Here is a 23,545-nt window from a genome sequence, read left to right on the forward strand (position 1 = left end):
CTGCCCCCGCGTTCAATTAATCATTGTTCCCGTTCCGCATCGGCTAAGGCGCCGTTGTCCGTGGACGCGCCGGACGAGTCGGACTCGGTGTGCGCGGTACGAGTCCGTCTGCCCCGGTAGATACGCAACCCTACAGCGATGACCAGGAGCGCGGCTGACAACGCGAAAATGATCAATGTCACGGAGCCGATGGACGACACCGTCACCTGAAGCGACTGTGGATCTCCGTAGTCGGCGCCGTCGGGAGTGACCAGCTGTGCGGTAACGGTCACGCGCGTGCCCGACACCTTGGAGCTGACGTGCACGTTAATGGGGGTAGTGCCCTGCTGCACGGTCTGCACCGTGATGGACTGCACGGTCAGCCCGCCGTGATCGGTGGTGATCCGGATGCCGACGCGGACCGGATGGTCGAAGCGGTTCTCGACCGTGAAAGGAATGATTCCGCTCTTGCCGGACAACGTCAGGTCTGACTTTTTAACCAGCGTCACCAGGCCCATCGTGGTGTCCAGCCGGTTCGCCACCGCGCTACTGAACTCGGTCTGCTGCGCCGAGGAGGAACGCCAGGCTGTGGAGACCGTGCGCAGCACCGCCGGGTAGTAGCTGTCCGTGGCCTGCTGCGGCTGCGGCCCGACCATGATCGACGTGAGCGCGCCGAGTGAAGCGTTCAGCGAAGAGGTGGTGGAGAGCTGAGTGGTGCTCAGATCTGACTGCGCCGTCGCCGCGGCACGCTTGGGCGCGGAGGTCTGCGCGTGCGGGTCTGGCTTGGCGTTGAGCAGCGTGGAAAGTCCCACGGTCTTGATCCAGCTCGCCTGGCTGACCGCGGTGAGCAGCGCCGGATCCGGGGTGCCGCCGCGCGGGGCGGTGACCATGATCGTGCGCGGCGTGGACAGATTCGGGCGCTCGTGTGCGATCAGCGCGCTCTCGGCCAGGAAGCGCTGGGAGGCCAGCAGGGACTGGTTCGAGCCCTTCCACACCGTATCGGCCGTGTCCCCGGCGAAGATTGCGTCGAGAGCCGTATCGCTGACCGCCAGCGCCTGGCCGCCAATCTGCGCACGCCCCGTGGGCGTGTAGCTGTCGAGCGCGGTGTGCAGACCGATCGAATCGGCACGCACGATCACCGCGTCCGGATCAGCAGCCTTGGCGAGGTTGAGCGTCCCGGAATCGGCCTGACCGTCGGCGGGCCAGGCCAGCGTGCCCTGAGGCGCGCGCCCGAGCAGGTCCTGAATCGTGCTGCCGGAGCGGGTCGTCGCGCTTTGGACGAGCTGCGCCGCCACGGTCGGGTTCGCGCGACCGAGTGAGCCGAGATCGGGATCGGTGGCCGGCAGTTGCCACAGCTCGCCGCCGCTGCTCAGCACGCTCTTGGCCTCGGCCAGCCAGATCGACGCGTCCTGCGCGCCGACTCCGGCATCGCTGTCCGGGTAGAGCGAGTACCCGTGGCTCTCACGATCGGCCGTGGTCAGCAGATCCGGATCGACAGCCCAGGAAACAGTGAGGTTCTTGATAGACGCCGGAACGCTCAGCGCCTTGTCGAGCCGCCCGCCCGCAGCGAACTGCGTGGCGAGACTGTCGCTGACGGCCTCGGGCACGTCCTTGTCGACTTGGCCGTCGAGAGTCGGTGCTGCGGTAACCGGCCAGACCACGACCATCTGCGTCGCATGGAAGCTTGAATCGCCGTTCATGGCGTAAGGCAGGTAGGTGCGCGTCGCGCCGATACGTACGTCACCGGAGTACGCCTCGACGTCGAGCGCGTAGACCGTCTGGCTGGTCAAGGAGAGCGCGGAAACCGGCATGGAGAGTGACCACGGAACCGTCGCGCCGGAGGCGACCGTACCGGCCGTGTAGTCATGCCCGAAGATGAGGCGCGAGCCGACGCCGGCGTTGCTCGTCATGTCGGAACGCACCTGCATCTCGGCGACCGCCAACCACACGGTTACGTTCGTGTGCGCTGTGGAGCCTCCGACGAGGTTCCCGGCCAGGTGCAGCGTGCTGCCCTTGACCGCTATGGCCGGACTGAGCGAGGAGAGTTCGACCGTGATCGCGTTCGCACTCCCGCTCGCCGCGTACGACGGCGCGGGAGCGGCGAGCATCAAGACCTGGGCGGCCAGAACCGCGACCAATGCGAGCAGGCCGCAGGTGTGGCGCCGCATGGCGCGGAGCGAACTCACGGGCGGAATCCTAGTTGTGCAGCGGAGTGCCGCACGGACGGGTCGCCCGTGCGGAGCACGTACCCTTGGATGACGTGTCTACCTCTCCTTCGGATGCCGCACCGCCCGATCGCCCGGACGCGGATGCCTCGGCCCGCGCCACCGCGGCGGCCGCGCAGCTGTTGAGGCTCGCCCCGGTCGCGGATGACCTGGCCGCCCGCTTCGCTGCGGCCGGTCACGAACTCGCGCTGGTCGGCGGCTCGGTGCGGGACGGCCTGCTGGGCCGGCTCGGAGAGGATCTCGACTTCACCACCGACGCGCGGCCACAGCAGGTGCTCAAGCTGGTCAAGGGTTGGGCCGAGGCGGTCTGGGACGTGGGCATCGCCTTCGGCACGATCGGCTGCCAGAAGGACGGATACAAGCTGGAGATCACGACGTACCGCAGCGAGGCGTACGACCGTACGTCGCGCAAGCCCGCGGTGTCCTACGGCGAGACGCTTGAGGATGACCTGGTGCGTCGCGACTTCACCGTTAACGCGATGGCGTTGCGGCTACCGCAGCGCGAGTTCGTGGATCCGCACGGTGGTCTTCGCGACCTGGCCAAGCGGACGCTGCGTACGCCTGCCACGCCGGAAGAGTCTTTTTCAGACGACCCGCTGCGTATGCTGCGCGCCGCGCGTTTCGCCGCGCAGCTCAACTTCGACGTCGCAGCTGAAGTCGTCGCCGCGATGCGGGAGATGGCAGACCGGCTGAAGATCGTGTCGGCGGAACGCGTCCGGGATGAACTGACCAAGCTGCTGCTCTCGCCACACCCGCGGATCGGCCTCGGTCTGCTCACAGACACTGGCCTCGCCGAGTACGTGCTGCCCGAATTGCCGAGGCTGCGCCTGGAGATCGACGAGCATCACCGGCACAAGGACGTCTACGAGCACACGCTGACCGTCCTCGATCAGGCCATCGCGCTGGAGGATGACGGACCAGACCTGGTGCTGCGTCTCGCCGCGCTGCTCCACGACATCGGCAAGCCGCGCACGCGCCGCTTCGAGCCCGGCGGCGGGGTCTCGTTCCACCACCATGAGCTGGTCGGCGCGAAGATGACCAAGAAGCGGCTGCGCGAGCTGAAGTACTCAAACGAGATCGTCGACGACGTCGCGCGCCTGGTGGAGTTGCACCTTCGCTTCCACGGCTACGGCGACGGCGAGTGGACCGACTCGGCGGTGCGCCGCTACGTGCGGGACGCAGGCCCACTGCTGACCAGGCTGCACAAGCTGACCCGCTCCGACTGCACGACCCGCAATCGCCGAAAGGCCGCGGCGCTCGCCGCGACCTACGACGCGCTCGAGGCTCGGATCGAGCGGCTCAAGGAGCAGGAAGAGCTGGACGCGATCCGGCCCGACCTGGATGGCAACCAGATCATGGAACTTCTGGGTGTCTCGCCGGGGCCGGTGGTCGGCCGGGCGTACAAGTTCCTGCTGGAGCTGCGGCTGGATCAGGGCCCGCTGGAGCATGAGGCCGCTGTCAGCGCACTGCGGGAGTGGTGGGCGACTCAGCCGGAGCATCAGAATTAGACGGCGGCACGCTGACCGGATTACGCAGAGTCCGCACGCCGTACCAGAGCCCGATGACGGCATAGCAGGCTGCGACGATGATGACGACGAGGTACGACTTGCCGTTTGCCGGTAGCGCGGCCGCGGCGAAGGCGGCGGCGAGCACGAAGGCACCGTTGAAGACCATGTCGTAGAACACGAACACGCGTCCGCGGAACTCGTCGTCGACCGAGCGCTGCACGAGGGTGTCGGTGCAGATCTTCTGACCCTGCGATGCCACGCCGAGCAGGAAAGCACCGATCAGCAGCGGGACGGGGCGGAACGGAAGGCCGAAGCAGAGCTCGGTGACGGAGGCGCCCAGCAGGCACAGGGTGATCCACGCGGGCAATGGGATCCGGCGGCTGACCAGCGGGGTGATCAGGGCGCTGAGTCCAAATCCGGCCCCGGAGAGCCCCACCGCGAGCGCAAATCCGGCCAGACCCTTGCTCGGCTGGTTCGGGTCGTTGAAGGCGTTGCGGTAGAGCAGCAGCGTGATGATGGTGACCACGCCATAGCAGAACCTGGATACGGTCACCGCGGCCAGTGCCCGCCCCGCGATCGGCCGCGCCGCGAGATGCCGCGCGCCTTCCAGCACCCCGCGGGCCACCGCGCGCACCGCGGCCCAGGTGCTTTCCTGCGGCAGCTCCAGCGGACCGAGTTTCGCCCGGCCGATGCCCAGCGCGAACATCGCCGCGACCGTGTACAGCCCCGCGACGCAGACCAGCTCGCCGATGGTGGCGTTGTTACCGGTGCCCAGAAGGGCGTGCACGATCAGGCTCACGGCGCCGCCGGCCGTCGCGGCGAGCGTCCCGGCGGTGGGCAGTACCGAGTTGGCGATGACCAGTTTGTTGGCCGGGACGGTGTGCGGCAGCGAGGCGGAGAGCCCGGCCAGGATGAACCGGTTCGCGGAGAGCACGCCGAGCGCGCCGATGTAGAACACCACGTTGGGCACGCGCAGATCTACCAGCACCGCGACCAGGACGACCAGCGCCGCGCGCAGCAGGTTCGCCCAGACCAGCACCTGCCGGCGCGGCCAGCGGTCCAGGAACACCCCCGCGAACGGACCGACGATGGTGAACGGCAGCAACAGCACCGCGAACGCTTGGGCGACCTGCGCCGCCGTGGCCTGTTTCTCCGGCGAGAAGATCACGTAGGAGGCCAGGGCGACCTGGAAGGCGCCGTCGGAAAGCTGCCCGACGATCCGCGTGGCGAACAGCAGCCGGAATGCGCGCAGATGCGGCCCGGTCAGCACGGTTCGCAGCGCGCGCATCAGAACGTCGGCGCGTGCGCCGGAACTGGATTCGCCGCCGGATCCGGACGGCGCTGTCAGGGCCACCTGATCAGCCTAGATGCAATTCTGAGGGCCCGCATCGGCCTGCGGGTGTACGTGAAAGTCAGCCCAGATACGCTCGCACTGTGTCCCTGAACAACCCTGCTCCCTCGGACAATGCTGCGCCGCAGGACGCCGCTCCCGCACATATCGCGGTGCGGCGCCACGGCCAGGTCGCCGAGGTCGTCCTCGACCGTCCCGACGCACTGAACGCGATCAGTACCGCGCTGGCCGCCGAACTGGGCGACAAGGTCTCCGCGCTCGCATCCGATCCGAACGTTCGCGCAGTCGTGCTCAGCGCTGCCGGTGATCGGGCGTTCTGCGTGGGCGCGGATCTCAAGGAGCGCAACGAGTTCACGGACGCCGACCTGCTCGCTCAGCGCCCGGTGTTCCGCCGCGCCTTCGGCTCGATCATCGATCTACCAGTGCCCGCGATCGCGGCCGTCAGCGGATTCGCACTCGGCGGCGGCTTCGAGCTGGCGCTTGGCTGTGACTTGATCGTGGCAGACGACGGTGCGCAGTTCGGGCTGCCTGAGGTCACCGTTGGACTGGTTCCGGGCGGCGGCGGTACACAGCTGCTCTCGCGGCGCAGCGGCCTCACCCGCGCAGCAGATCTGATCTACACCGGACGGCGGATTAGCGCTGACGAGGCGAGCGCGCTTGGCATCGTGAACCGACGCGTGCCTGGACGGCACACCGCTCGCGACGCTGCCCTAGAGCTGGCTGCACAAATCGCCGCCAACTCGCCGGTAGGCGTGCGTAACGCCAAGCACGCACTGCGCACGGGCATCGAATTACCGCTTACCGCAGGGCTCGATGTCGAAGACTCAGCGTGGCGAGCCACTGCCTTTTCCGCCGACCGAGTCGAAGGCATCCGTGCCTTCGCCGAGAGACGCAAGCCGCAGTGGCCCTCGTAGGGAGCGGACCTGTTGTGTCAGTCGGACGACGCCACAGCCGCGGGCTCTCCCGGCTCGCGGTCGTTCAGAAGGCGTTGAAAGAGCCGTATGTCCTGCCACCGGCCCGCGATGTGTAGGTAGCGTGGCGCCACCCCGAAGGATTCGAACCCGCATTTAACCAGCACCCGCTGCGACCTGACGTTGTCCAGAAGCGTGCCGGCCTGGATCCGGTGCAGGTTGAGCTCGCTGTCGGTCAGACCGCAGACGGTCCGCACCGCGGCGGTGGCCAACCCTCGGCCGCCCGCCTCGCTATCGACCCAGTATCCGAGGTTGGCGCTGCGGAACGGCCCGAAGACGATTCCGCTCAGGGCCACGCTGCCGATGATCTCTCCGGTCGGCTCGGCCAGCAGCCAGCGCATCATCTGGCCAGCCCCGCGGTTGCGCGCTTCCAGATCGAGCAGAGCCGCCTGCCCGCGCGCGGTGAAGAACTCCTCACTGCGCACGGGCTCCCACGGCGCGAGATGCTCCCTGTTGCGCACATAGGCACGCGCCAACGCGTCAGCATCGGCGACTTCCGCCGGACGCATCACGACACCGTCGATCAGCTTATGAACACCATCGATCACTTACGCAGCCTAGCGTCGGCAGCCGAGGTGTGACCGAATGACCGAACTACTGCTCGGTGTACGAGTCGGCGACATTGAGCGCCTTGTCGATCGCGGCCAGGCCCTCGCGCGCCTCAGCCTCGGTCAGGTTCAGCGGCGGGGTGAGCTGCAACCGGTTGAAGTGGGTGAACGGCCAGGTACCGTGCTTCTTGCACTCGGCGAGGACCGCGTTCATCGGCGCGGCCGCAGCGCCTCCGGCGCCGTACGGCACCAATGGTTCACGCGTCTCCTTGTTCTTCACCAGGTCCAGCGCCCAGAACGCGCCGATGCCGCGGGCCTCGCCGACCGACGGATGCCGCTCGGCGAACTCGCGCAACGTCGGGCCGAACACGTTCTCGCCGAGCCACGCCGCGTTCTCCACGATCCGCTCGTCGCGCATCGCCTCGATCGTCGCGACCGCGGCCGCGCAGGCCAACGGGTGCCCGGAGTAGGTCAAGCCACCGGGGAAGACCTGGTTGCGGAACGTGTCGTGAATCGCGTCTGAGATGATCACGCCGCCGAGCGGCACATACCCGGAGTTGACACCCTTCGCGAAGGTGATCAGGTCCGGGGCCACGTTCCAGTGGTCCACCGCGAACCAGGCCCCGGTCCGGCCGAAGCCCGCCATGACCTCGTCGGCGATGTAGACGATGCCGTACTTGTCGCACAGCGCGCGCACGCCGGCCAGGTAGCCCGGCGGCGGAATGAGGATGCCGTTGGTGCCGACCACGGTCTCAAGCAGGATCGCGGCCACGGTACCGGGGCCTTCGAACACGATCGTCTGCTCAAGGTGGTCCAGCGCCCGCTCGGACTCCTCCGCCTCCGTGGTCGCGTAGAAGGAGGAGCGGTAAAGGTACGGGCCGAAGAAATGCGCGACGTTGCCGTCGTGGTGCCCAGCGTTCTCGTTGGCCCAGCGGCGAGGATCACCGGTCAAGCTGATCGCGGTCGCGGTGTTGCCGTGGTACGAGCGGTACGCCGTCAGCACTTTGGGCCGGCCGGTGTGAATGCGGGCCATGCGTACCGCATTCTCGATCGCGTCAGCCCCGGCGTTGGTGAAGAAGACCCGGTTCAGGCCCTCCGGTGCGTACGACGTGATCAGTTCCGCGGCCTCGGCGCGCTTGTCATTGCCGAAGCCCGGCGCGATCGTGCACAGCCGCGCCGCCTGCTCCTGGATCGCGGCGACGACCTTCGGGTGCTGATGCCCGATGTTGGTGAAGACCAGCTGGCTGGCGAAGTCGAGAAAGCTGTTGCCCTCGTAGTCCCAGAACCGCGCGCCGGCGGCCCCGGCGATCGGCAGCGGGGCGATCTGGTCCTGCGCGGACCAGGAGTGGAAGACGTGGGCCCGGTCGCGCTCGAACACCGCCTTCCCCGCGCCTGGATCCGGCACAGTCAGATCCGGCACGGCGGAGTCGGGCGCGGGGAGGGAAGGCGCGGCGGGCGCGATATCGGTCATGCCATCCAGCGTAGGAAACGCGGATCGGGCCGCTCCATCGCCACTCTGTACGACGGGACGGCCCGATCCGGGCAGGTTGTCTAGCGCGCGGGCGCCACCGCGCGGCGAAGCAGGCCGGCTAGAGGAAGCTGCGCAGCTGGATCGTCGCGTCCCGCTCCGGGCCGACGCCGATCGCGGAGATCGGCGCTCCGGACATCTGCTCCAGCGTCCGCACGTAGCTTTGCGCGTTCGTCGGCAGGTCAGAGAAGTCCCGGGCCTTGGTGATGTCCTCGTCCCAGCCGGGCAGGAACTCGTAGATCGGCTTGGCGTGGTGGAAGTCGGTCTGCGTCATCGGCAGCTCGTCGTACCGCACGCCGTCCACGTCATACGCCACGCACACCGGGATGCGCTCCCAGCCGGTGAGGATGTCCAGCTTGGTGAGGAAGAAGTCGGTCAGGCCGTTCACCCGCGTCGCGTACCGCGCGATCACCGCGTCGAACCAGCCACAGCGCCGGTCCCGGCCGGTCGTCACGCCGCGCTCGTGACCCTTTGAGCGCAGCGCTTCGCCGTCCGCGTCGAACAGCTCGGTCGGGAACGGACCAGCGCCGACCCGCGTGGTGTACGCCTTGAGGATGCCGATCGAGCGGGTGATCTTCGTCGGCCCGATGCCTGAACCGGAGCACGCGCCGCCCGTAGTCGGGTTCGACGACGTAACGAATGGATACGTGCCGTGGTCGACGTCGAGCAGCGTGCCCTGAGATCCCTCCAAAAGCACCACCTTGCCCTCGTCGAGCGCCTTGTTGAGCAGCAGCGAAGTGTCCGCGACGTGTGGGCGCAGCCGTTCCGCGTATCCGAGGTACTCCTCGACGATGGCCTCGGCCGCGATCGCCCGCCGGTTGTACAGCTTCACCAACATCTGGTTGCGGTCACGCAGCGCGGCGTCGACCTTCTTGGCCAGGATGCCAGGGTCGAACAGGTCCTGGACCCGGATGCCCATGCGCGAGATCTTGTCCGCGTACGTCGGGCCGATGCCGCGGCCGGTGGTGCCGATCCGGTTGTTGCCCAGGAACCGCTCGGAGACCTTGTCGATCGTGCGGTGGTACGGCGTGATCAGGTGTGCGTTGGCGGAGATGACCAGGTTGGAGGTGTCCACGCCCCGGGCGCTGAGGCCGTCGAGCTCCTGGAGCAGCACCGCCGGGTCGATCACCACCCCGTTGCCGATCACCGGAACGCAGCCGGGGGTCAGGATGCCGGAAGGCAGCAGGTGCAGGGCGTAGGACTGGTCGCCGATGACGACGGTGTGACCCGCGTTGTTGCCGCCCTGGTAGCGCACGACGTAGTCAACGGACCCGCCGAGCAGGTCGGTGGCCTTGCCCTTTCCTTCGTCGCCCCATTGGGCGCCGACGAGCACAAGCGCTGGCATTCCGGTTACACCTCTTCCGGACATAGTGAAAGCCCGGTGCAAGCGCGACCGGGCCTCTTGCAACAAGAGCTTACCTGAGCCGGACTTTCCCGGCTACCTCGAAGGACGCGGCCCGGAACCCATCCGGGCCGCGTCCTTCGCACCGCCGGGTTACTTGATCTTGGTGCCCGCGGAGCGCAGGTCCTGGCACGCGGTCACCACGCGCTGGGCCATGCCCGCCTCGGCCGACTTGCCGTAGGAGCGCGGGTCGTAGGCCTTCTTGTTGCCGACCTCGCCGTCGATCTTCAGCACGCCGTCGTAGTTCTTGAACACGTGGTCCACGATCGGCCGGGTGAACGCGTACTGGGTGTCGGTGTCCACGTTCATCTTCACCACGCCGTAGTCCAGCGCCTCGCGGATCTCCGAGAGCAGCGAGCCGGAGCCGCCGTGGAAGACCAGGTCGAACGGCTTGTCCTTGTTGTACTTGGCGCCGACCGCGTCCTGGATCTCCTTGAGGATCGACGGGCGCAGCTTCACGTTGCCCGGCTTGTACACGCCGTGCACGTTGCCGAAGGTGGCGGCCAGCAGGTAGCGGCCGTTCTCGCCGATGCCCAGCGCCTCGGCGGTCTTCAGCACGTCCTCGGGGGTGGTGTACAGCTTCTCGTTGATCTCGTTGGCGACGCCGTCCTCTTCGCCGCCGACCACGCCGATCTCGATCTCCAGGATGGTGCGCGCCTTCGCGGTCTGCTCAAGCAGCTCCGCCGCGATCCGCAGGTTCTCGTCCAGCGGCACCGCGGAGCCGTCCCACATGTGCGACTGGAACAGCGGCTCAAGGCCCTTGGCGACCCGCTCCTGCGAGATGGCGACCAGCGGCTTCATGAAGCCGTCCAGCTTGTCCTTCGGGCAGTGGTCGGTGTGCAGCGCGATGTTGATGTCGTACTTCTCCGCGACCACATGCGCGTACTCGGCCAGCGCCCTGGCGCCGATCACCATGTCCTTGACCGTGCTGCCGGAGAGGAACTCGGCGCCGCCGGTGGAGACCTGGACGATGCCGTCGCTCTCGGCCTCGGCGAAGCCGCGCAGCGCGGCGTTGAGCGTCTGCGACGAGGTCACGTTGATGGCGGGGTAGGCGAACCGGCCGGCCTTGGCCCGGTCGATCATCTCCGCGTAGACCTCAGGGCTTGCGATGGGCATGTGGACTCCTCGAAACGATCCTGTCTCTCACCGGCCAGTCTCGCAGACCCGCCCAAGGGAATGGAAAAGCGGCCGTGATGTGGGATGGCTCCCACGTCACGGTCGCTTTTCGGGGTTCGCGGCGCCAGGGCCGTAAGGCCCTGCGCGGGGCCGCGCGCGGCGGCGGATCAGCCGTTACTTGCGGTGGCGCGCTCCGGCCACGGGCAGCGGCGCCTGCTGCTGCGGCGAGCGGCCGTAGTACATCTCCTCCTGCTCCTGCTCGAAGCGCTGCAGGTCGGTGAGCTCCCCGCGCTGTGCGGCCCGGCGCTCCTTGAGCATCTCCAGGCCCAGCGGGATGAGCGTGATCACCGCGACCACGGCCGCGATCGGCAGGATGGTGGTGTCGATGTTGCCCTTGACCTTCGCGCCGAGCTCGTGGCCGAGCACCAGCATCAGCTCCACCCAGAAGATGTTGCCGATGGTGCTCCACAGCAGGAACGCCCGCGAGGGCATCTCCAGCATCCCGGCCAGCGGGTTGACGAAGGTGCGCACGCCGACGATGAACCGGCTCACCAGCACGGCCTTCGCGCCGCCGTACTTGTTGAAGTAGAACTCGGCGCGCACCGCGTACTTGCGCTTGAAGAAGCGCGAGTCCGGCTTGTCGAAGAGCCGGCGGCCGAACCGCGCCCCGGTGTAGTGACCGATCTGCGAGCCGACGATCGCGACGATCGGCGTTCCGACCAGCAGGGCCGCGTAGTTCAGGTGGGCGCCGACGAGCTTGTCCGCCGCGCTGGACGCGGCCACGCCGGCCACGAAGAGCAGCGAGTCGCCGGGCAGGAAGAACCCGATGATCAGCGCGCACTCGACGAAGATGATGGCGTAGACGCCGACCAGGCCGAACGAGCTGATCAGAGATGCCGGGTTGAGGATGCTGAGGGCGTGGAAGCTCACGGCGGAAGACTACCTGTTGAAAGTGAGCCGGCGCCTTACGTCGCGTGAGGATGGGACTGATTCGGGACATTCGCACCGCAGGGCCGCGCGGCCCGAGGCTCCGAGAGAATGCGGTAGCGCCTAAGGCCGCTTGATGCGGAAAGTTACAGGCCGAGATCGGTAAGGCTGAAAGCCGCGTAGTAAGGCAGACCGGCCTTGTCGATCGCCGGCTGTGCGCCGCGCTCGACGATCACCGCGACCGCGACCACCTCCGCACCCGCGGCACGCGCGGCCTCGACTGCGGTGAGCGGCGAACTGCCCGTGGTGGAGGTGTCCTCCACAATGAGCACCCGCCGTCCCGCGATGTCCGGGCCCTCGATGCGCCGCTGCAGACCGTGCGCCTTCTCCGTCTTACGCACGACGAAGGCGTCGAGCTTGCGGCCGCCCACCAGTTCCGGGTGCGCGGCCGCCGCGTGCAGCATCGCCGAGGCGACCGGGTCGGCGCCGAGGGTCAGGCCGCCGACCGCGTCGAACTCGAGATCGCGGACCAGATCCAGCATGACGAGCCCGACCAGCGGGGCCGCCGCGCCGTCGAGACCGACCCGGCGCAGATCGATGTAGAAGTCCGCCTCCTGACCCGAGCTGAGCGTGACTTTGCCGTGCACCACGGCCTTCGCCTTGATCTGCGCGAGGAGTTCGGCGCGGTGCTGGCTCGCCGGGGCGTAGGTGATCGGCATCGCGGATGGTCCTTCCGGTCGGGGCGTCCCACAAAGGATACGGATCAGCCGGAACGCGGATCAGTCCGCGGTACGCCCCGACCAGGAGGAGAGTGAGGAGAGGGAAGGGAAGGAATGCGGTAAGGCGGCCGGCTCATAGCAGCGAGCGGGTACCGCTTCCCGCGCCGACCATCGTCGGGCGCAGTTCCACACCGGGCCGCCGACGCAGCTGCTGCGTGCGTAGCGGCGACTGGTTCGGCAAGGGCAGACCGGACGCGTTAGAAGCGTTCGGTTCGGCGGCTGCCATCTCACGTCGCGTCAGATCCTCGGCGACTGGCGCGCTGTACTGCACCGCAGGGCTCTCGATACCGCGGGCCGCGTCCGTCCCGCGCACGATGCGTGCGTAAAGGCGTTCGGCGAACTCCTGAGTCTTGGCCATCGCGGCCAGCTCGTCCTCCAGCGCGGCTTCCGGCGCCGGAACGTCGATCGTCTCGACGACACACCGCGCGACCTCGTTGCACGACGCCTCGGCGAGGATCTTCCCGAACTGGTGCGCGGCCTCGCGGTAGCTGAGCACATCGCCCGGGGAGACGTCGCTCGGCAGGCAGGCGCGCATCCGGCCGATCGCGAGGTCGAGCGCGTCGCGCTGCTCCGGCTCGATGCGCTGCGCGGCCAGGTCGGCCATCAGCAGGTGCAGCGCCGTGCGCACCTCGTCGAGCTCGGTGGCCAGCGTGGCTGAGCCGCCGTACTCCAGCAGCACCGACAGCACCAGCGGATCCAGGATGTTCCAGTCCGCCTTGGGCCGCACGGTGGTGCCGCGGCCGTGCCGGATCCGCAGGACCCGCTTCTCCTCCAGCGCCTTGAGCGCTTCGCGCAGGATGGTGCGGCTGACCGCGAACTCCTGGGCAAGCGCGGCCTCGGGCGGCAGGTCGCCCCCGGGCTGGAACTCGCCGTCCAGTATCCGCAGCAGGAGCCGTTCGATCACGGCGTTGGCCAGGCGGCTGGGCCGGACGACCCGGTGGACGTTCCACCCTTCGACGTACATACGCTTCGGCTCCTGACTTGCAGTGCGCGTCCGGTCGCGCACAGAACGTGATGCACACAGTAGGAGCAGCGTCGAGGTGATGCCGCCGATTCAGCCGACAACCACTCGATCCGATGACAAGACTCACTCTCCGGAGAAGACGCCCATACGGCGCCTCCGCAGCGCGAATGCCGGGGTCTTACGAGCGTGCGGGCTCAGCGGCGATAGTGGCGGCGCAGCGCCGCGAGCACGAAGGCCAGCGCGGCGAGCGTCGCCGTCGCGGCGCCGACGAGGAACGGGATCCAGGGTGGCAGGCTGCGGTCGCGCAGCCGGCTCCAGATGTCGTCGGGTTCCGGTTCGATCGGCACGGTCGCGTCCTCGGTCACCGACGTGGCTTGCTCGCCGACCGTTTCGGGCGGCTCCGGCTCGGAGGGTTCGTCGGGGTCCGGCGCTGCCTCGGGCTCAGGCGTCACAAGGCGCAGCGGTGCCGGCGAGTGCGGCACGGTCTTCTTCGGCTCAGCGTTCTTTGATTCTGCGTTCTTCGATTCTGCGTTGTTTGGTTCCGGAGTCCCTGTCTCCGGGTTCTTCGGCTCCGGACTCTTCTTCTCAGAGGTCTTCGCTTCAGCGGCCTGCGCCTCATCAGCTGCGTATTCGGCCGTCTCCTGCTGCGGGGGCCTGGACCAGCCGTTCGCAGGACTCGAGCGCTGCGGTTCCGGCTCGGCGGGCTGCGCAGGCTGAGCCGGTGCGGAGGCGCCGTTGCCCGGCTTCTGCTGTCCTGTCGGAAGGTCCCGTACCACGGCCAGCGGGGCGCGTTTCGAGCTGCGCCTGCGCGGAAGCTCGGTGTCGGGCCGCGGTTCCGTCGCTTGGGCCTCCGGGGGCGAGTCGGGCAGTTCGCGCCGCTCGGGACGTTCCTCCGCGGCGGGCTTGGCCGCCGGCGAGGTCTCGGCGAGTGCGGTGAACCAGCGCTGCACGACTCGCTGGAACGCGCTGTCCAGCGCTTCGACGGAGAAGGGAGCGGACCCCGGCGAGATGTCCAGTTGCCCGCCGACGACTACGCGAGTGCCCGGACCGGACTGCCGCAACGCGATCTCCACGACACCTTCCACGGTGCCGCCGGCCCGGCCGAACACCGCCTCTACCTCCAGCGAGACGCGCAGTGAGGCGGGCACCACCTCGACTATGCGCGCGACCCCGCGGAAGGTGACGGTTTGCTCGCGGGTGCGTACCCGCAGCCGCCCGGCCACGCCTTGAGCGCCGGAGGCGTCGATGGAGGCGTTCGGCAGCGCGCCGATCAGACGCTCGGCATCGGTGACAGCGGGCCAGAGCAGTCGTCGGTGGACCGGGACCGTGGCCTCGTACGGCATCGACACCCTCACTGCTTCCGGCAGCCGCAACGGCGACGGACCGCCGTGCTCGCAGGCCAGCGTACGCCGCCGCGTCGCCGTGAGCATCGCATGGGTCGCTATCACCTGTTTTGTTATCTTCACTGCGTGATCATCACTCCAGGCGCAGAAAGCTCAGCGTCGTAGCGATCTGGCAGTCCTGTGGATACGTATGCCACGTGGTCCACCAGAGCCCTGCCTGCCACGGTCGCATCACGATCGCCGTCAGCGCGCCCGGCAGCCCCGGGTACCGGCCGACCAGTCCGTGGGCCGCGCATCGCTCGATTCCGGCGACCCGCACGCTGAACTCCGCCTCGGAGCAGGTGCGCACGTCCGACTCGATCGTGTACCGCCAGCCGCTCAGTTCACATTCGGCCGTCCGGGGCAGCGGCACCGTGCGTTCCGGCAGGCAGGCGACGGTTTCCAGGCACAGCGGCTCGACGCCTCCCGGCGGACCGCCACCGCCTAGCCATACGGAGATCTGGTGCGAGGCGCCCAGCAATCGCAGCTCCGCGTGGAACGGCGTGAGGTCGAGCCGCCGAACGGCCAATGCGGGCTGCGGCTCCAGCTGCATCGACCAGCCCAGCTCTTCGGCGCTGGTATCGCAATAAGCCGCGGTCAACTCGACGAACATCGATCGGCACCGTCCCAGGCCGTAGGCTTCTCCCGGTGGGGGCCGTGCTGCCAGAAAAGGCGTTCTGTCTGACAAACGGCTCGCCCTGGGTCAACGACTGGAGGACGCGTGAGTCATCACGCCACGCCTGAGGCAGATCACCCGAAAGACGTACCGGGTGCCCGGCGCCCAGTGCTGGCCTCGCGGCTGAGCGGGCTCGGCACCACGATCTTCGCCGAGATGTCCGCGCTCGCCGTGGCCACCGGGTCGATCAATCTCGGCCAGGGTTTCCCGGACACCGACGGCCCAGCCGCGGTCGCCGAGGCCGCCGCCCGCGCGATCCTGGAAGGCCGGGGCAACCAGTACCCGCCCGGCCCGGGCATCCCGGAACTGCGCCGCGCGGTCGCCGACCACCAGGCCGACTGGTACGGCCTCGAATACGACCCCGACACCGAGGTGCTGATCACCGCCGGAGCCACCGAGGCGATCGCCGCGGCGCTGCTCGCCGTGGTCAATCCGGGCGACGAGGTGATCGCCTTCGAGCCCTACTACGACTCATACGCCGCGTGTATCGCCATGGCCGGCGGGGTGCGCGTCCCCGCCACGCTGCGCCCGCCGACGCAGCAGCAGCCGCGTTGGCACCCCGATCTCGACGCGCTGGCCGCATCGATCACCAGCCGAACCAGGGCGCTGCTGCTCAACACCCCGCACAACCCGACCGGCATGGTGCTCAACGAAGCGGAGCTGCGCCGGCTCGCCCAGCTCGCGATCGAGCACGACCTGATCGTCATCACCGACGAGGTCTACGAGCACCTGGTGTTCGAAGGCTCACACATCCCGATGGCCACGCTGCCCGGCCTGCGGGATCGCACCGTGACGATCTCCTCCTCCGGCAAGACCTTCTCGTTCACCGGCTGGAAGATCGGCTGGGTCACCGGCACGCCCGAACTGGTCGCCGCCGTGCGTACCACCAAGCAGTTCCTCACCTACGTCAGCGGCGGCCCGTTCCAGTACGCGATCGCCGAGGCGCTGCGCTTGCCGCGCGACTACTACACCGAGATCGGCGAAAGCCTGCGGGCACGGCGAGACCTGCTCGCCACTGGCCTCGCAGACCTCGGATTCGGCGTATCCACGACTGAGGGCACGTACTTCATCACCACGGACATCCGGCCGCTCGGCGAGCAGGACGGATTGGCGTTCTGCCGCGCGCTGCCCGAGCGCTGCGGCGTGGTGGCGATTCCTAACGCGGTCTTCTACGACGACAAGCAGGCGGGCGCGCCCTTCGTGCGCTTCACCTTCTGCAAGCAGCCACAGGTGCTCAGCGCGGCGCTGGATCGACTGGCGGTGCTGGCGAAACCGGAGTGACGACCGACCGGTTCACCGGCTGACCGTGTGTCAGGGAACGCGTACGTCGTGGGACAGCGCGGCGAGTTCCCGCTCGGCGTCGGTGAGGTCGGCCTCGTTCACCGGCGAGACCAGCGTCCAGTGCTTCCCGACCGGGCAGCGCTGCCAGCGGACCATGCCGAGCCGCACCGCTTTCAACGACGCGCCCGGGATCCAGATCGTCGTGTAAAGGTGGCCGGCCCGGCACCGCACGATGGTCTCGCGCCCCAGCTTGTAGCCCATCAGCCGGGCAGCGAAGGTTCCCGCCGCCAGCAGCAGCACCACCAAACCCAGCTCACCGGCTCGGGGCGTCTTGCGGCCTTTTCCGTCTTTCCCGATCTTGGCTCGGATTCTGGACATACCCTCACTATCCTCTCGCGCGGAAAGCCGCGCGAGAGGACTTTGGTCCCGGTCCGCGTCAGACCGCCTCGATCGAGAGCCCGTCTTCCGTGTCCGCCACGTCGACGCGCACAGTCGCCCCGTCGCGCACCCGGCCGGACAGGATCGCCTTCGCCAACTGGTCGCCGATCGCCGACTGCACCAGCCGACGCAGCGGACGCGCGCCGTAAGCCGGGTCGTAGCCGGTGAGCACCAGCCAGTCCCGGGCCGCGGCGGTCACGTCCAGCGTCAGCCGCCGGTCGGCCAGCCTGCGCTGGAGCCGGGCGACCTGCTGCTCGACGATCAGCCCGAGCTCCTCGGTGCCGAGCGCGTCGAAGAGCACGATGTCGTCGAGCCGGTTCAGGAACTCCGGCTTGAAGGTCGCACGCACCAGGTTCATCACCAGGGCGCGCTTCTTTTCCTCCCCCAGCGCCGGGTCCACCAGGAACTGCGAGCCTAGGTTCGAGGTCAGGATGAGGATGGTGTTGCGGAAGTCCACGGTGCGGCCCTGACCGTCGGTGAGCCGGCCGTCGTCGAGCACCTGAAGCAGGATGTCGAAGACCTCGGGGTGCGCCTTCTCCACCTCGTCGAGCAGCACGACCGTGTACGGCCGGCGCCGCACCGCCTCGGTCAGCTGCCCGCCTTCCTCGTAGCCGACGTATCCGGGAGGGGCACCGACCAGCCGCGCGACCGAGTGCTTCTCTCCGTACTCGGACATGTCGATGCGGACCATCGCGTGCTCATCGTCGAAGAGGAAGTCGGCGAGCGACTTCGCCAGCTCGGTCTTGCCGACGCCGGTCGGGCCGAGGAAGAGGAACGAGCCAGTGGGCCGGTCCGGATCGGAGATACCGGCGCGGGCACGACGTACCGCATCCGACACCGCCCGTACCGCATCGAGCTGTCCGATTAGCCGCTTGCCCAGCTCCTGCTCCATGCGCAGCAGCTTCGCGGTCTCGCCCTCGAGCAGCCGACCGGCCGGAATGCCGGTCCACGCGGCCACCACCTCGGCCACGTCGTCCGGACCGACCTCTTCCTTGACCATGGTTTCGCGGGTGTTCGCGACCTGCGACGCCTCGGCCAGCTCGCGCTCCGCGGCCGGGATCTCGGCGTACATCAGCCGGGACGCGGCCTCGAAGTCGCCGTCGCGCTGGGCCCGATCCGCCTGGCCGCGCAGATCGTCGAGCCGCTTCTTCAGCTCACCGACCCGGTTGAGGCCGGACTTCTCCTGCTCCCAGCGCGCATTGAGCGCGTTCAGCTGCTCCTGACGGTCCGCCAGCTCGCGGCGAATCCGCTCAAGGCGCTCCTTCGAGGCGGGGTCCGACTCCTTGGCGAGGGCCAGCTCCTCCATGCGCAGCCGGTCCACCGCGCGCTGCAGCTCGTCGATCTCCACCGGCCGCGAGTCGATCTCCATGCGCAGCCTGGACGCCGCCTCGTCGATCAGGTCGATCGCCTTGTCCGGCAGGAACCGGGCGGTGATGTAGCGCTCTGACAGCGTCGCCGCCGCCACCAGCGCGGCGTCCGAGATCTGCACCTGGTGGTGCGCCTCGTACCGGCCCTTGAGGCCGCGCAGGATCGCCACGGTGTCCTCGGCCGACGGCTCGCCGACCAGCACCTGCTGGAAGCGCCGCTCCAGCGCCGGGTCCTTCTCGATGTGCTCGCGGTACTCGTCCAGCGTCGTCGCGCCGACCATCCGCAGCTCGCCGCGCGCCAGCATCGGCTTGAGCATGTTGCCCGCGTCCATCGCCGACTCGCCGGTCGCGCCGGCGCCGACCACGGTGTGCAGCTCGTCGATGAAGGTGATCACCTGGCCGCCGGACTCGCGGATCTCGCCGAGCACCGCCTTCAGCCGCTCCTCGAACTCGCCGCGGTACTTCGCGCCGGCCACCATCGCGCCCAGGTCCAGCGAGACCAGCCGCTTCCCGCGCAGCGACTCTGGCACGTCGCCGGCCACGATCCGCTGCGCCAGACCCTCGACCACCGCGGTCTTCCCGACGCCGGGCTCGCCGATGAGCACCGGGTTGTTCTTGGTGCGCCGGGAGAGGACCTGCACCACGCGCCGGATCTCGGTGTCGCGGCCGATCACCGGGTCGAGCTTGCCTTCGCGCGCTGCTGCGGTCAGGTCCAGGCTGTACTTCTCCAAGGCCTGGAACGTCGCCTCGGGGTCGGGGGAGGTGACCCGGGCGCTGCCGCGCACCTTGGTGAAAGCGTCGCGCAGCGCCTGCTGCGTCGCGCCCGAGGCCTTGAGGATGTCGGCGGTCTTGTCCTGCCCGGCCGCGAGGCCGACGAGGATGTGCTCGGTGGAGACGTACTCGTCATCCAGCCTGCGCGCCTCGTCGGCGGCCTGGTTCATCGCGGTGATCGTGGTGCGCGCGAGCTCGGGCGCCGCGACAGTCGAACCGGCGGCCTTGGGCAGCTGGTTGACGAGGCGCTGTGCCCGCGCGGTCAGATCCGCCCGGTCCACGCCGACGGCCTCCAGCAGCGGCCTGGCCGTGCCGTCCTGCTGCGCGAGCAGGGCGAGGAGAAGGTGCGCGGTCTCCACTTGCGGATTGCCCGCCGCGGCTGCCGACCGCACGGCGACGGACAACGCCTCCTGCGACCGAGTGGTCAGCTTGTAGGGCTCCATCAGGTGCTCCTCGTCCCGTTGTCTTGTACTTCCAAACCGACGGAACTCAGGGCGAGCTATTCACTTGGCCACTCAGCGCCGTCTCGACCGCATGACGCGGTTAGTGCTGCTGCGGCTTCCAGACCACAAGTGCGGTGGAGGTGCCGAACGCCGGAAGCGCGGGAAGCAGGTCCGGGCGGTACAGCGGGTTCGCCGCGGCCTGCGCCTGCGCACTGGCCTGGTACTCGGGCTGCTGGACCGGAACGGCCACCGGGATCGTGGTCGCCCGGGCCATCGCCAGGCTCTCCTCCAGCTCGGCCACCCGCGCGCTGAGCAGCTCGACCTGGTCCTGAAGCTCGCGGATCCGCTTGATCCCGGCCAGGTTCACGCCCTCGTCCTGCGAGAGGCGCTGCACCTCGCGCAGCCGCTCGATGTCGCGCGCCGAGTAGCGGCGGCCGCGGCCGGGCGCCCGATCCGGGCTGACCAGGCCGAGCCGGTCATACTGTCGCAGGGTCTGCGGGTGCAGGCCGGAGAGCTCCGCGGCGACGGAGATCACGTACATCGCCGCCTCCCCTGCCGCGTTACGCCCGCCCGGGTTCCCGTTCTCCGCCGACATTTCAGGCCTCTCCCTTCGCCGCGTCGAGCAGTTCGGCTCGCACGTCGTGGTCCGCGGTCGCTTCGCGGTACTTCTCCAGGGCCGCATTCGCGGCCTCGCTCAGCTTCGTGGGCACGGCGACCTCGAAGGTGACCAGCAGGTCGCCGCGGCTGCCGTCCTTGCGCGGGGCGCCCTTGCCGCGCACCCGCAGGGTCCGGCCGTTCGCGCTGCCGGCCGGAAGCTTCACGGTGACCGGCAATCCGCCGAGCACCGGTACCTTGATGTCCGCGCCGAGCACCGCCTCCGGGTATGTCACCGGCACGGTCACGGTCAGGTTGTCGCCGTCCCGCCCGAAAACCTTGTGCGGCTTCACATGCACCACCACGTACAGGTCTCCCGCCGGTCCGCCGCGCTCGCCCGGAGCGCCCTTGCCCTTAAGCCTGATCCGCATCCCGTCCCGCACGCCCGAGGGGATGCGCGCCTGAAGCGTGCGCGTCGAGGCGGCGCGTCCGGAGCCGTGGCAGACCGGGCACGGGTCGTCCACCACCAGGCCGCGGCCCTTGCAGTCCCGGCAGGGCTCGGAGAAGGCGAAGCCGCCCTGGTTGCGGCTCACCTGGCCGGTCCCGGCGCAGTTCGGGCACACCCGCGGCGTCGTTCCAGCCCTTGCCCCGGTGCCGGAACAGGCCCGGCACGGGTGCTCGCTGGTCATCCGCAGCGGGATGGTCACGCCGTCGATCGACTGCATGAAGGTGATCGTGGCCTCGGTCTCGACGTCCGCGCCGCGCCGGCCGGGGGTGGTCTGCGTCGTGGTCGTGCGGCCACGGTTGAAGATCCCGCCGAGGATGTCGCCGAGCCCGCCGCCCGCGGTCCCGCCGGCGTTGCCGAGCAGGTCGCCGAGGTCGAACGGGAAGCCGTTGCCCGCCCCGGCGCCGCGGAACCCGCCCCCGAACAGCGACCTGGCCTCGTCGTACTCCTTGCGCCGCTTGTCGTCGGACAGGACGTCGTAGGCCTCTGAGATCTCCTTGAACTTCTCCTCGGCGGCGGCGTCCCCCTTGTTGGCGTCCGGGTGATACTGCCGGGCCAGCTTCCGGTAGGCCTTCTTGATGTCGGCCGCGGGAGCGTCCTTGGGGACGCCGAGCACCTTGTAGTAGTCCTTCTCGAGGTAGTCCTTGGTGCTCATCTCGGGTTCGCCTCTGCTCCTTGCGGTGCTCGAAGATCGCTGAACTGCCGTGCGGCACACACCGCCGCGGGCCGGCTACTCGTCGGGCTCTCCGGGCTGGGCCACGGTTACCCGGGCGACCCGCAGGATCCTGTCACCGAGGCGGTACCCGGGCTGCAGGATCTCCACGCAGGTGTCCTCCTCGACGTCCGGGGAGACCGTGTGCATCAGCGCCTCGTGCACGTTCGGGTCGAACAGCTCGCCGGCCGTGCCGAACTGCTCGAGGCCCAGCTTGGCCAGCTGGTTCTCCAGCGATTCGGCCACCTGCCGGAAGCCGCCCTCGAGCTCGCCGTGGTCGCGGGCCCGGCCGATGTCGTCGAGCACCGGAAGCAGCCCGGTCAGCACCTTGCCGAGGGCCATCTCGGCCATCGCGATCCGGTCCCGCTCGACCCGGCGCCGGTAGTTGACGTACTCGGCCTGGAGCCGCTGCAGGTCCGCGGTCCGCTCGCCGAGCTCGGCCTGCGCGCTCTGCAGTTCGTTGGTGCGCTCGGCCAGCTTGGCGATCAGCTCGGCGACCGCGAGGTTCGCGGCCGGGTCGCCGTGCTCGCCGCCGATGGCCTCGTTCACCCGCCCGGCGAACTCCTCGCCCTGGGCCTCAGGGGCGGCCTCGAAGCCCTCGTCTTCGCCGTACTGCCGGGCTTCCTCTGTGGCGTCCCGGCCGGGGCGGTAGAGGTCGTCGCTCACTTCTTCTCTTCTCCTGGAGTGGATCGATCGGGGGCCGGGCGCGGGCCCGGGTCGAGTGCCGAGGCCTCGCCTCGAACCCGGCCCGCGGCCCGCTGCCGTCGAACTGTCGAACGCCCTCCGGCGCCGCCACGTGCCACGCGGCGTCCCGGGTTCAATCAGCCCGGCGCCGTCAGCCGTTCTTGCCCTCGTCGACGATCTCGGCGTCGACCACGTCGTCCGACTCCTGCTGCTGCGCGCCGCCGTCCTCGGGGGCGCCGGCGGCCGAGGCCTGCGCGGCCTGCGCCTGCTCGTAGAGCGCGGTGCCCAGCTTCTGGCTGGTGGTGGCCAGCTTCTCCGCGGCGTTCTTGATCGCCTCGACGTCGGTGCCGCCGAGCGCGCTCTTGGTGTCCGCGATGGCCGCCTCGACCTCGCCCTTGACGTCGGCAGGGACCTTGTCGGCGTTGTCCCGCATGAACTTCTCGGTCTGGTAGACCAGTCCCTCGGCCTGGTTGCGCGTCTCCGCCTCCTCGCGGCGGCGGTGGTCCTCGGCCGCGTACTGCTCGGCCTCGCGCATCATCCGGTCGATGTCCTCCTTGGGCAGCGCCGAGCCGCCGGTGATGACCATCGACTGCTCCTTGCCGGTGCCCAGGTCCTTCGCCGAGACGTTCACGATGCCGTTGGCGTCGATGTCGAAGGTGACCTCGATCTGCGGCAGGCCGCGCGGGGCCGGCGGCAGGCCGGTCAGCTCGAACATGCCCAGGCGCTTGTTGTAGGCCGCGATCTCCCGCTCGCCCTGGTAGACCTGGATCTGCACGGAGGGCTGGTTGTCCTCGGCGGTGGTGAAGATCTCCGAGCGCTTGGTCGGGATCGTGGTGTTGCGCTCGATCAGCTTGGTCATGATGCCGCCCTTGGTCTCGATGCCCAGGGACAGCGGGGTGACGTCGAGCAGCAGGACGTCCTTGACCTCGCCCTTCAGGACGCCGGCCTGCAGCGACGCGCCGACCGCCACGACCTCGTCCGGGTTCACACCCTTGTGCGGCTCCTTGCCGGTGAGCGACTTCACCAGGTCGGTCACCGCGGGCATCCGGGTGGAGCCGCCGACGAGGATCACGTGGTCGATGTCGGCGACCTTCAGCCCGGCGTCCTTGACGGCCTGGTGGAACGGTCCCTTGCAGCGTTCCAGCAGGTCCGCGGTGAGCTGTTCGAACTGGGCGCGGGTGAGCTTCTCGTCCAGGTGCAGCGGGCCCTCGGCGGACGCGGTGATGTAGGGCAGGTTGATCGTGGTCTCCGACGACGTGGACAGCTCGATCTTGGCCCGCTCCGCGGCCTCGCGCAGCCGCTGGACGGCCATCTTGTCCTTGGTCAGATCCACGCCGTAGGCGTTCTTGAACTGCTTGGCCAGGTGGTCGACGATGCGCTGGTCCCAGTCGTCA

The 23,545-nt window shown here is 69.0% G+C and carries 20 protein-coding genes; 3 read left to right on the forward strand and 17 right to left on the reverse strand.

What is annotated here, in order from left to right:
• Positions 1–20: 20 nt before the first annotated feature.
• The gene (locus VFA06_RS05125; RefSeq protein WP_324839227.1) at positions 21–2,165 is read right to left on the reverse strand and encodes a DUF6049 family protein; all 2,145 of its coding nucleotides are present in this window, start codon (positions 2,163–2,165) and stop codon (positions 21–23) included.
• 158 nt (positions 2,166–2,323) lie between these two features.
• Between VFA06_RS05125 and VFA06_RS05130 the strand changes: the two genes are divergently transcribed.
• Positions 2,324–3,712 (forward strand): CCA tRNA nucleotidyltransferase, encoded by a 1,389-nt coding sequence (locus VFA06_RS05130; RefSeq protein ID WP_349260057.1) that lies wholly within the window; start codon positions 2,324–2,326, stop codon positions 3,710–3,712.
• Here the strand turns inward: VFA06_RS05130 and VFA06_RS05135 are convergent.
• Positions 3,663–5,066, reverse strand: a complete 1,404-nt coding sequence (locus VFA06_RS05135) for an MFS transporter (protein ID WP_324839229.1) — start codon at positions 5,064–5,066, stop codon at positions 3,663–3,665. The two genes, VFA06_RS05130 and VFA06_RS05135, sit on opposite strands and share 50 nt — an antisense overlap.
• A gap of 86 nt (positions 5,067–5,152) precedes the next feature.
• On the opposite strand from VFA06_RS05135, the gene VFA06_RS05140 reads away from it, so the two are divergent.
• Positions 5,153–5,977 (forward strand): enoyl-CoA hydratase/isomerase family protein, encoded by an 825-nt coding sequence (locus tag VFA06_RS05140; RefSeq protein WP_349260058.1) that lies wholly within the window; start codon positions 5,153–5,155, stop codon positions 5,975–5,977.
• Between the two features lie 17 nt (positions 5,978–5,994).
• Here the strand turns inward: VFA06_RS05140 and VFA06_RS05145 are convergent, their stop codons facing one another.
• The 9 genes from VFA06_RS05145 to VFA06_RS05185 all read right to left on the reverse strand — a co-directional run bounded on the left by VFA06_RS05145 (position 5,995) and on the right by VFA06_RS05185 (position 15,293).
• The gene (locus VFA06_RS05145; protein ID WP_324839232.1) at positions 5,995–6,582 is read right to left on the reverse strand and encodes a GNAT family protein; all 588 of its coding nucleotides are present in this window, start codon (positions 6,580–6,582) and stop codon (positions 5,995–5,997) included.
• 46 nt (positions 6,583–6,628) lie between these two features.
• On the reverse strand, positions 6,629–8,053 hold the full coding sequence (locus tag VFA06_RS05150) for an aspartate aminotransferase family protein (RefSeq protein WP_324839233.1): 1,425 nt from the start codon (positions 8,051–8,053) through the stop codon (positions 6,629–6,631).
• Positions 8,054–8,171: 118 nt separating this feature from the next.
• Complete coding sequence (locus VFA06_RS05155) at positions 8,172–9,455, reverse strand: adenylosuccinate synthase (RefSeq protein WP_324839234.1); 1,284 nt, start codon at positions 9,453–9,455, stop codon at positions 8,172–8,174.
• 150 nt (positions 9,456–9,605) lie between these two features.
• Positions 9,606–10,628, reverse strand: coding sequence for a class II fructose-bisphosphate aldolase (gene fbaA, locus VFA06_RS05160; protein ID WP_324839235.1), 1,023 nt, complete (start codon positions 10,626–10,628; stop codon positions 9,606–9,608).
• Between the two features lie 174 nt (positions 10,629–10,802).
• Complete coding sequence (locus VFA06_RS05165) at positions 10,803–11,558, reverse strand: DedA family protein (RefSeq protein ID WP_324839236.1); 756 nt, start codon at positions 11,556–11,558, stop codon at positions 10,803–10,805.
• A gap of 143 nt (positions 11,559–11,701) precedes the next feature.
• On the reverse strand, positions 11,702–12,274 hold the full coding sequence (gene pyrE, locus VFA06_RS05170; RefSeq protein ID WP_324839238.1) for an orotate phosphoribosyltransferase: 573 nt from the start codon (positions 12,272–12,274) through the stop codon (positions 11,702–11,704).
• Positions 12,275–12,407: 133 nt separating this feature from the next.
• Positions 12,408–13,298 (reverse strand): FadR/GntR family transcriptional regulator, encoded by an 891-nt coding sequence (locus VFA06_RS05175; RefSeq protein ID WP_324839239.1) that lies wholly within the window; start codon positions 13,296–13,298, stop codon positions 12,408–12,410.
• 194 nt (positions 13,299–13,492) lie between these two features.
• Positions 13,493–14,746 carry a hypothetical protein gene (locus VFA06_RS05180; protein ID WP_324839240.1) on the reverse strand — a complete coding sequence of 418 codons (1,254 nt, stop codon included), beginning with the start codon at positions 14,744–14,746 and terminating at the stop codon, positions 13,493–13,495.
• A 28-nt stretch (positions 14,747–14,774) separates the two neighbouring features.
• Positions 14,775–15,293 carry a DUF2617 family protein gene (locus VFA06_RS05185; protein ID WP_324839241.1) on the reverse strand — a complete coding sequence of 173 codons (519 nt, stop codon included), beginning with the start codon at positions 15,291–15,293 and terminating at the stop codon, positions 14,775–14,777.
• A gap of 108 nt (positions 15,294–15,401) precedes the next feature.
• Between VFA06_RS05185 and VFA06_RS05190 the strand changes: the two genes are divergently transcribed.
• A complete protein-coding gene (locus tag VFA06_RS05190; RefSeq protein ID WP_324839243.1) occupies positions 15,402–16,637 on the forward strand; it encodes a pyridoxal phosphate-dependent aminotransferase in 1,236 nt (411 codons plus the stop codon).
• 30 nt (positions 16,638–16,667) lie between these two features.
• On the opposite strand, the gene VFA06_RS05195 is transcribed toward VFA06_RS05190, so the two are convergent.
• The 6 genes from VFA06_RS05195 to VFA06_RS05220 all read right to left on the reverse strand — a co-directional run.
• Complete coding sequence (locus VFA06_RS05195) at positions 16,668–17,015, reverse strand: hypothetical protein (RefSeq protein WP_324839244.1); 348 nt, start codon at positions 17,013–17,015, stop codon at positions 16,668–16,670.
• 58 nt (positions 17,016–17,073) lie between these two features.
• Complete coding sequence (gene clpB / locus VFA06_RS05200; RefSeq protein WP_324839246.1) at positions 17,074–19,656, reverse strand: ATP-dependent chaperone ClpB; 2,583 nt, start codon at positions 19,654–19,656, stop codon at positions 17,074–17,076.
• Positions 19,657–19,756: 100 nt separating this feature from the next.
• A complete protein-coding gene (locus VFA06_RS05205; RefSeq protein WP_324839247.1) occupies positions 19,757–20,251 on the reverse strand; it encodes a heat shock protein transcriptional repressor HspR in 495 nt (164 codons plus the stop codon).
• Position 20,252: 1 nt separating this feature from the next.
• The gene (dnaJ, locus tag VFA06_RS05210) at positions 20,253–21,410 is read right to left on the reverse strand and encodes a molecular chaperone DnaJ (RefSeq protein ID WP_324839248.1); all 1,158 of its coding nucleotides are present in this window, start codon (positions 21,408–21,410) and stop codon (positions 20,253–20,255) included.
• A gap of 75 nt (positions 21,411–21,485) precedes the next feature.
• Positions 21,486–22,133, reverse strand: coding sequence for a nucleotide exchange factor GrpE (gene grpE, locus VFA06_RS05215; RefSeq protein ID WP_324839249.1), 648 nt, complete (start codon positions 22,131–22,133; stop codon positions 21,486–21,488).
• Positions 22,134–22,302: 169 nt separating this feature from the next.
• The coding region (locus VFA06_RS05220; protein ID WP_324839250.1) for an Hsp70 family protein at positions 22,303–23,545 on the reverse strand (1,243 nt) is incomplete at its 5' end.

Source organism: Actinocrinis sp., assembly GCF_035653575.1.
Taxonomy (GTDB): domain Bacteria; phylum Actinomycetota; class Actinomycetes; order Streptomycetales; family Catenulisporaceae; genus Actinocrinis.

Coding starts and splice junctions, on each gene's coding strand:
- VFA06_RS05195 (WP_324839244.1), bottom strand. CDS start 17,015: ATGTCCAGAATCCGAGCCAAGATCGGGAAAGACGGAAAAGGCCGCAAG.
- VFA06_RS05185 (WP_324839241.1), bottom strand. CDS start 15,293: ATGTTCGTCGAGTTGACCGCGGCTTATTGCGATACCAGCGCCGAAGAG.
- dnaJ (WP_324839248.1), bottom strand. CDS start 21,410: ATGAGCACCAAGGACTACCTCGAGAAGGACTACTACAAGGTGCTCGGC.
- VFA06_RS05175 (WP_324839239.1), bottom strand. CDS start 13,298: ATGTACGTCGAAGGGTGGAACGTCCACCGGGTCGTCCGGCCCAGCCGC.
- fbaA (WP_324839235.1), bottom strand. CDS start 10,628: ATGCCCATCGCAAGCCCTGAGGTCTACGCGGAGATGATCGACCGGGCC.
- clpB (WP_324839246.1), bottom strand. CDS start 19,656: ATGGAGCCCTACAAGCTGACCACTCGGTCGCAGGAGGCGTTGTCCGTC.
- VFA06_RS05150 (WP_324839233.1), bottom strand. CDS start 8,053: ATGACCGATATCGCGCCCGCCGCGCCTTCCCTCCCCGCGCCCGACTCC.
- VFA06_RS05155 (WP_324839234.1), bottom strand. CDS start 9,455: ATGCCAGCGCTTGTGCTCGTCGGCGCCCAATGGGGCGACGAAGGAAAG.
- VFA06_RS05205 (WP_324839247.1), bottom strand. CDS start 20,251: ATGTCGGCGGAGAACGGGAACCCGGGCGGGCGTAACGCGGCAGGGGAG.
- pyrE (WP_324839238.1), bottom strand. CDS start 12,274: ATGCCGATCACCTACGCCCCGGCGAGCCAGCACCGCGCCGAACTCCTC.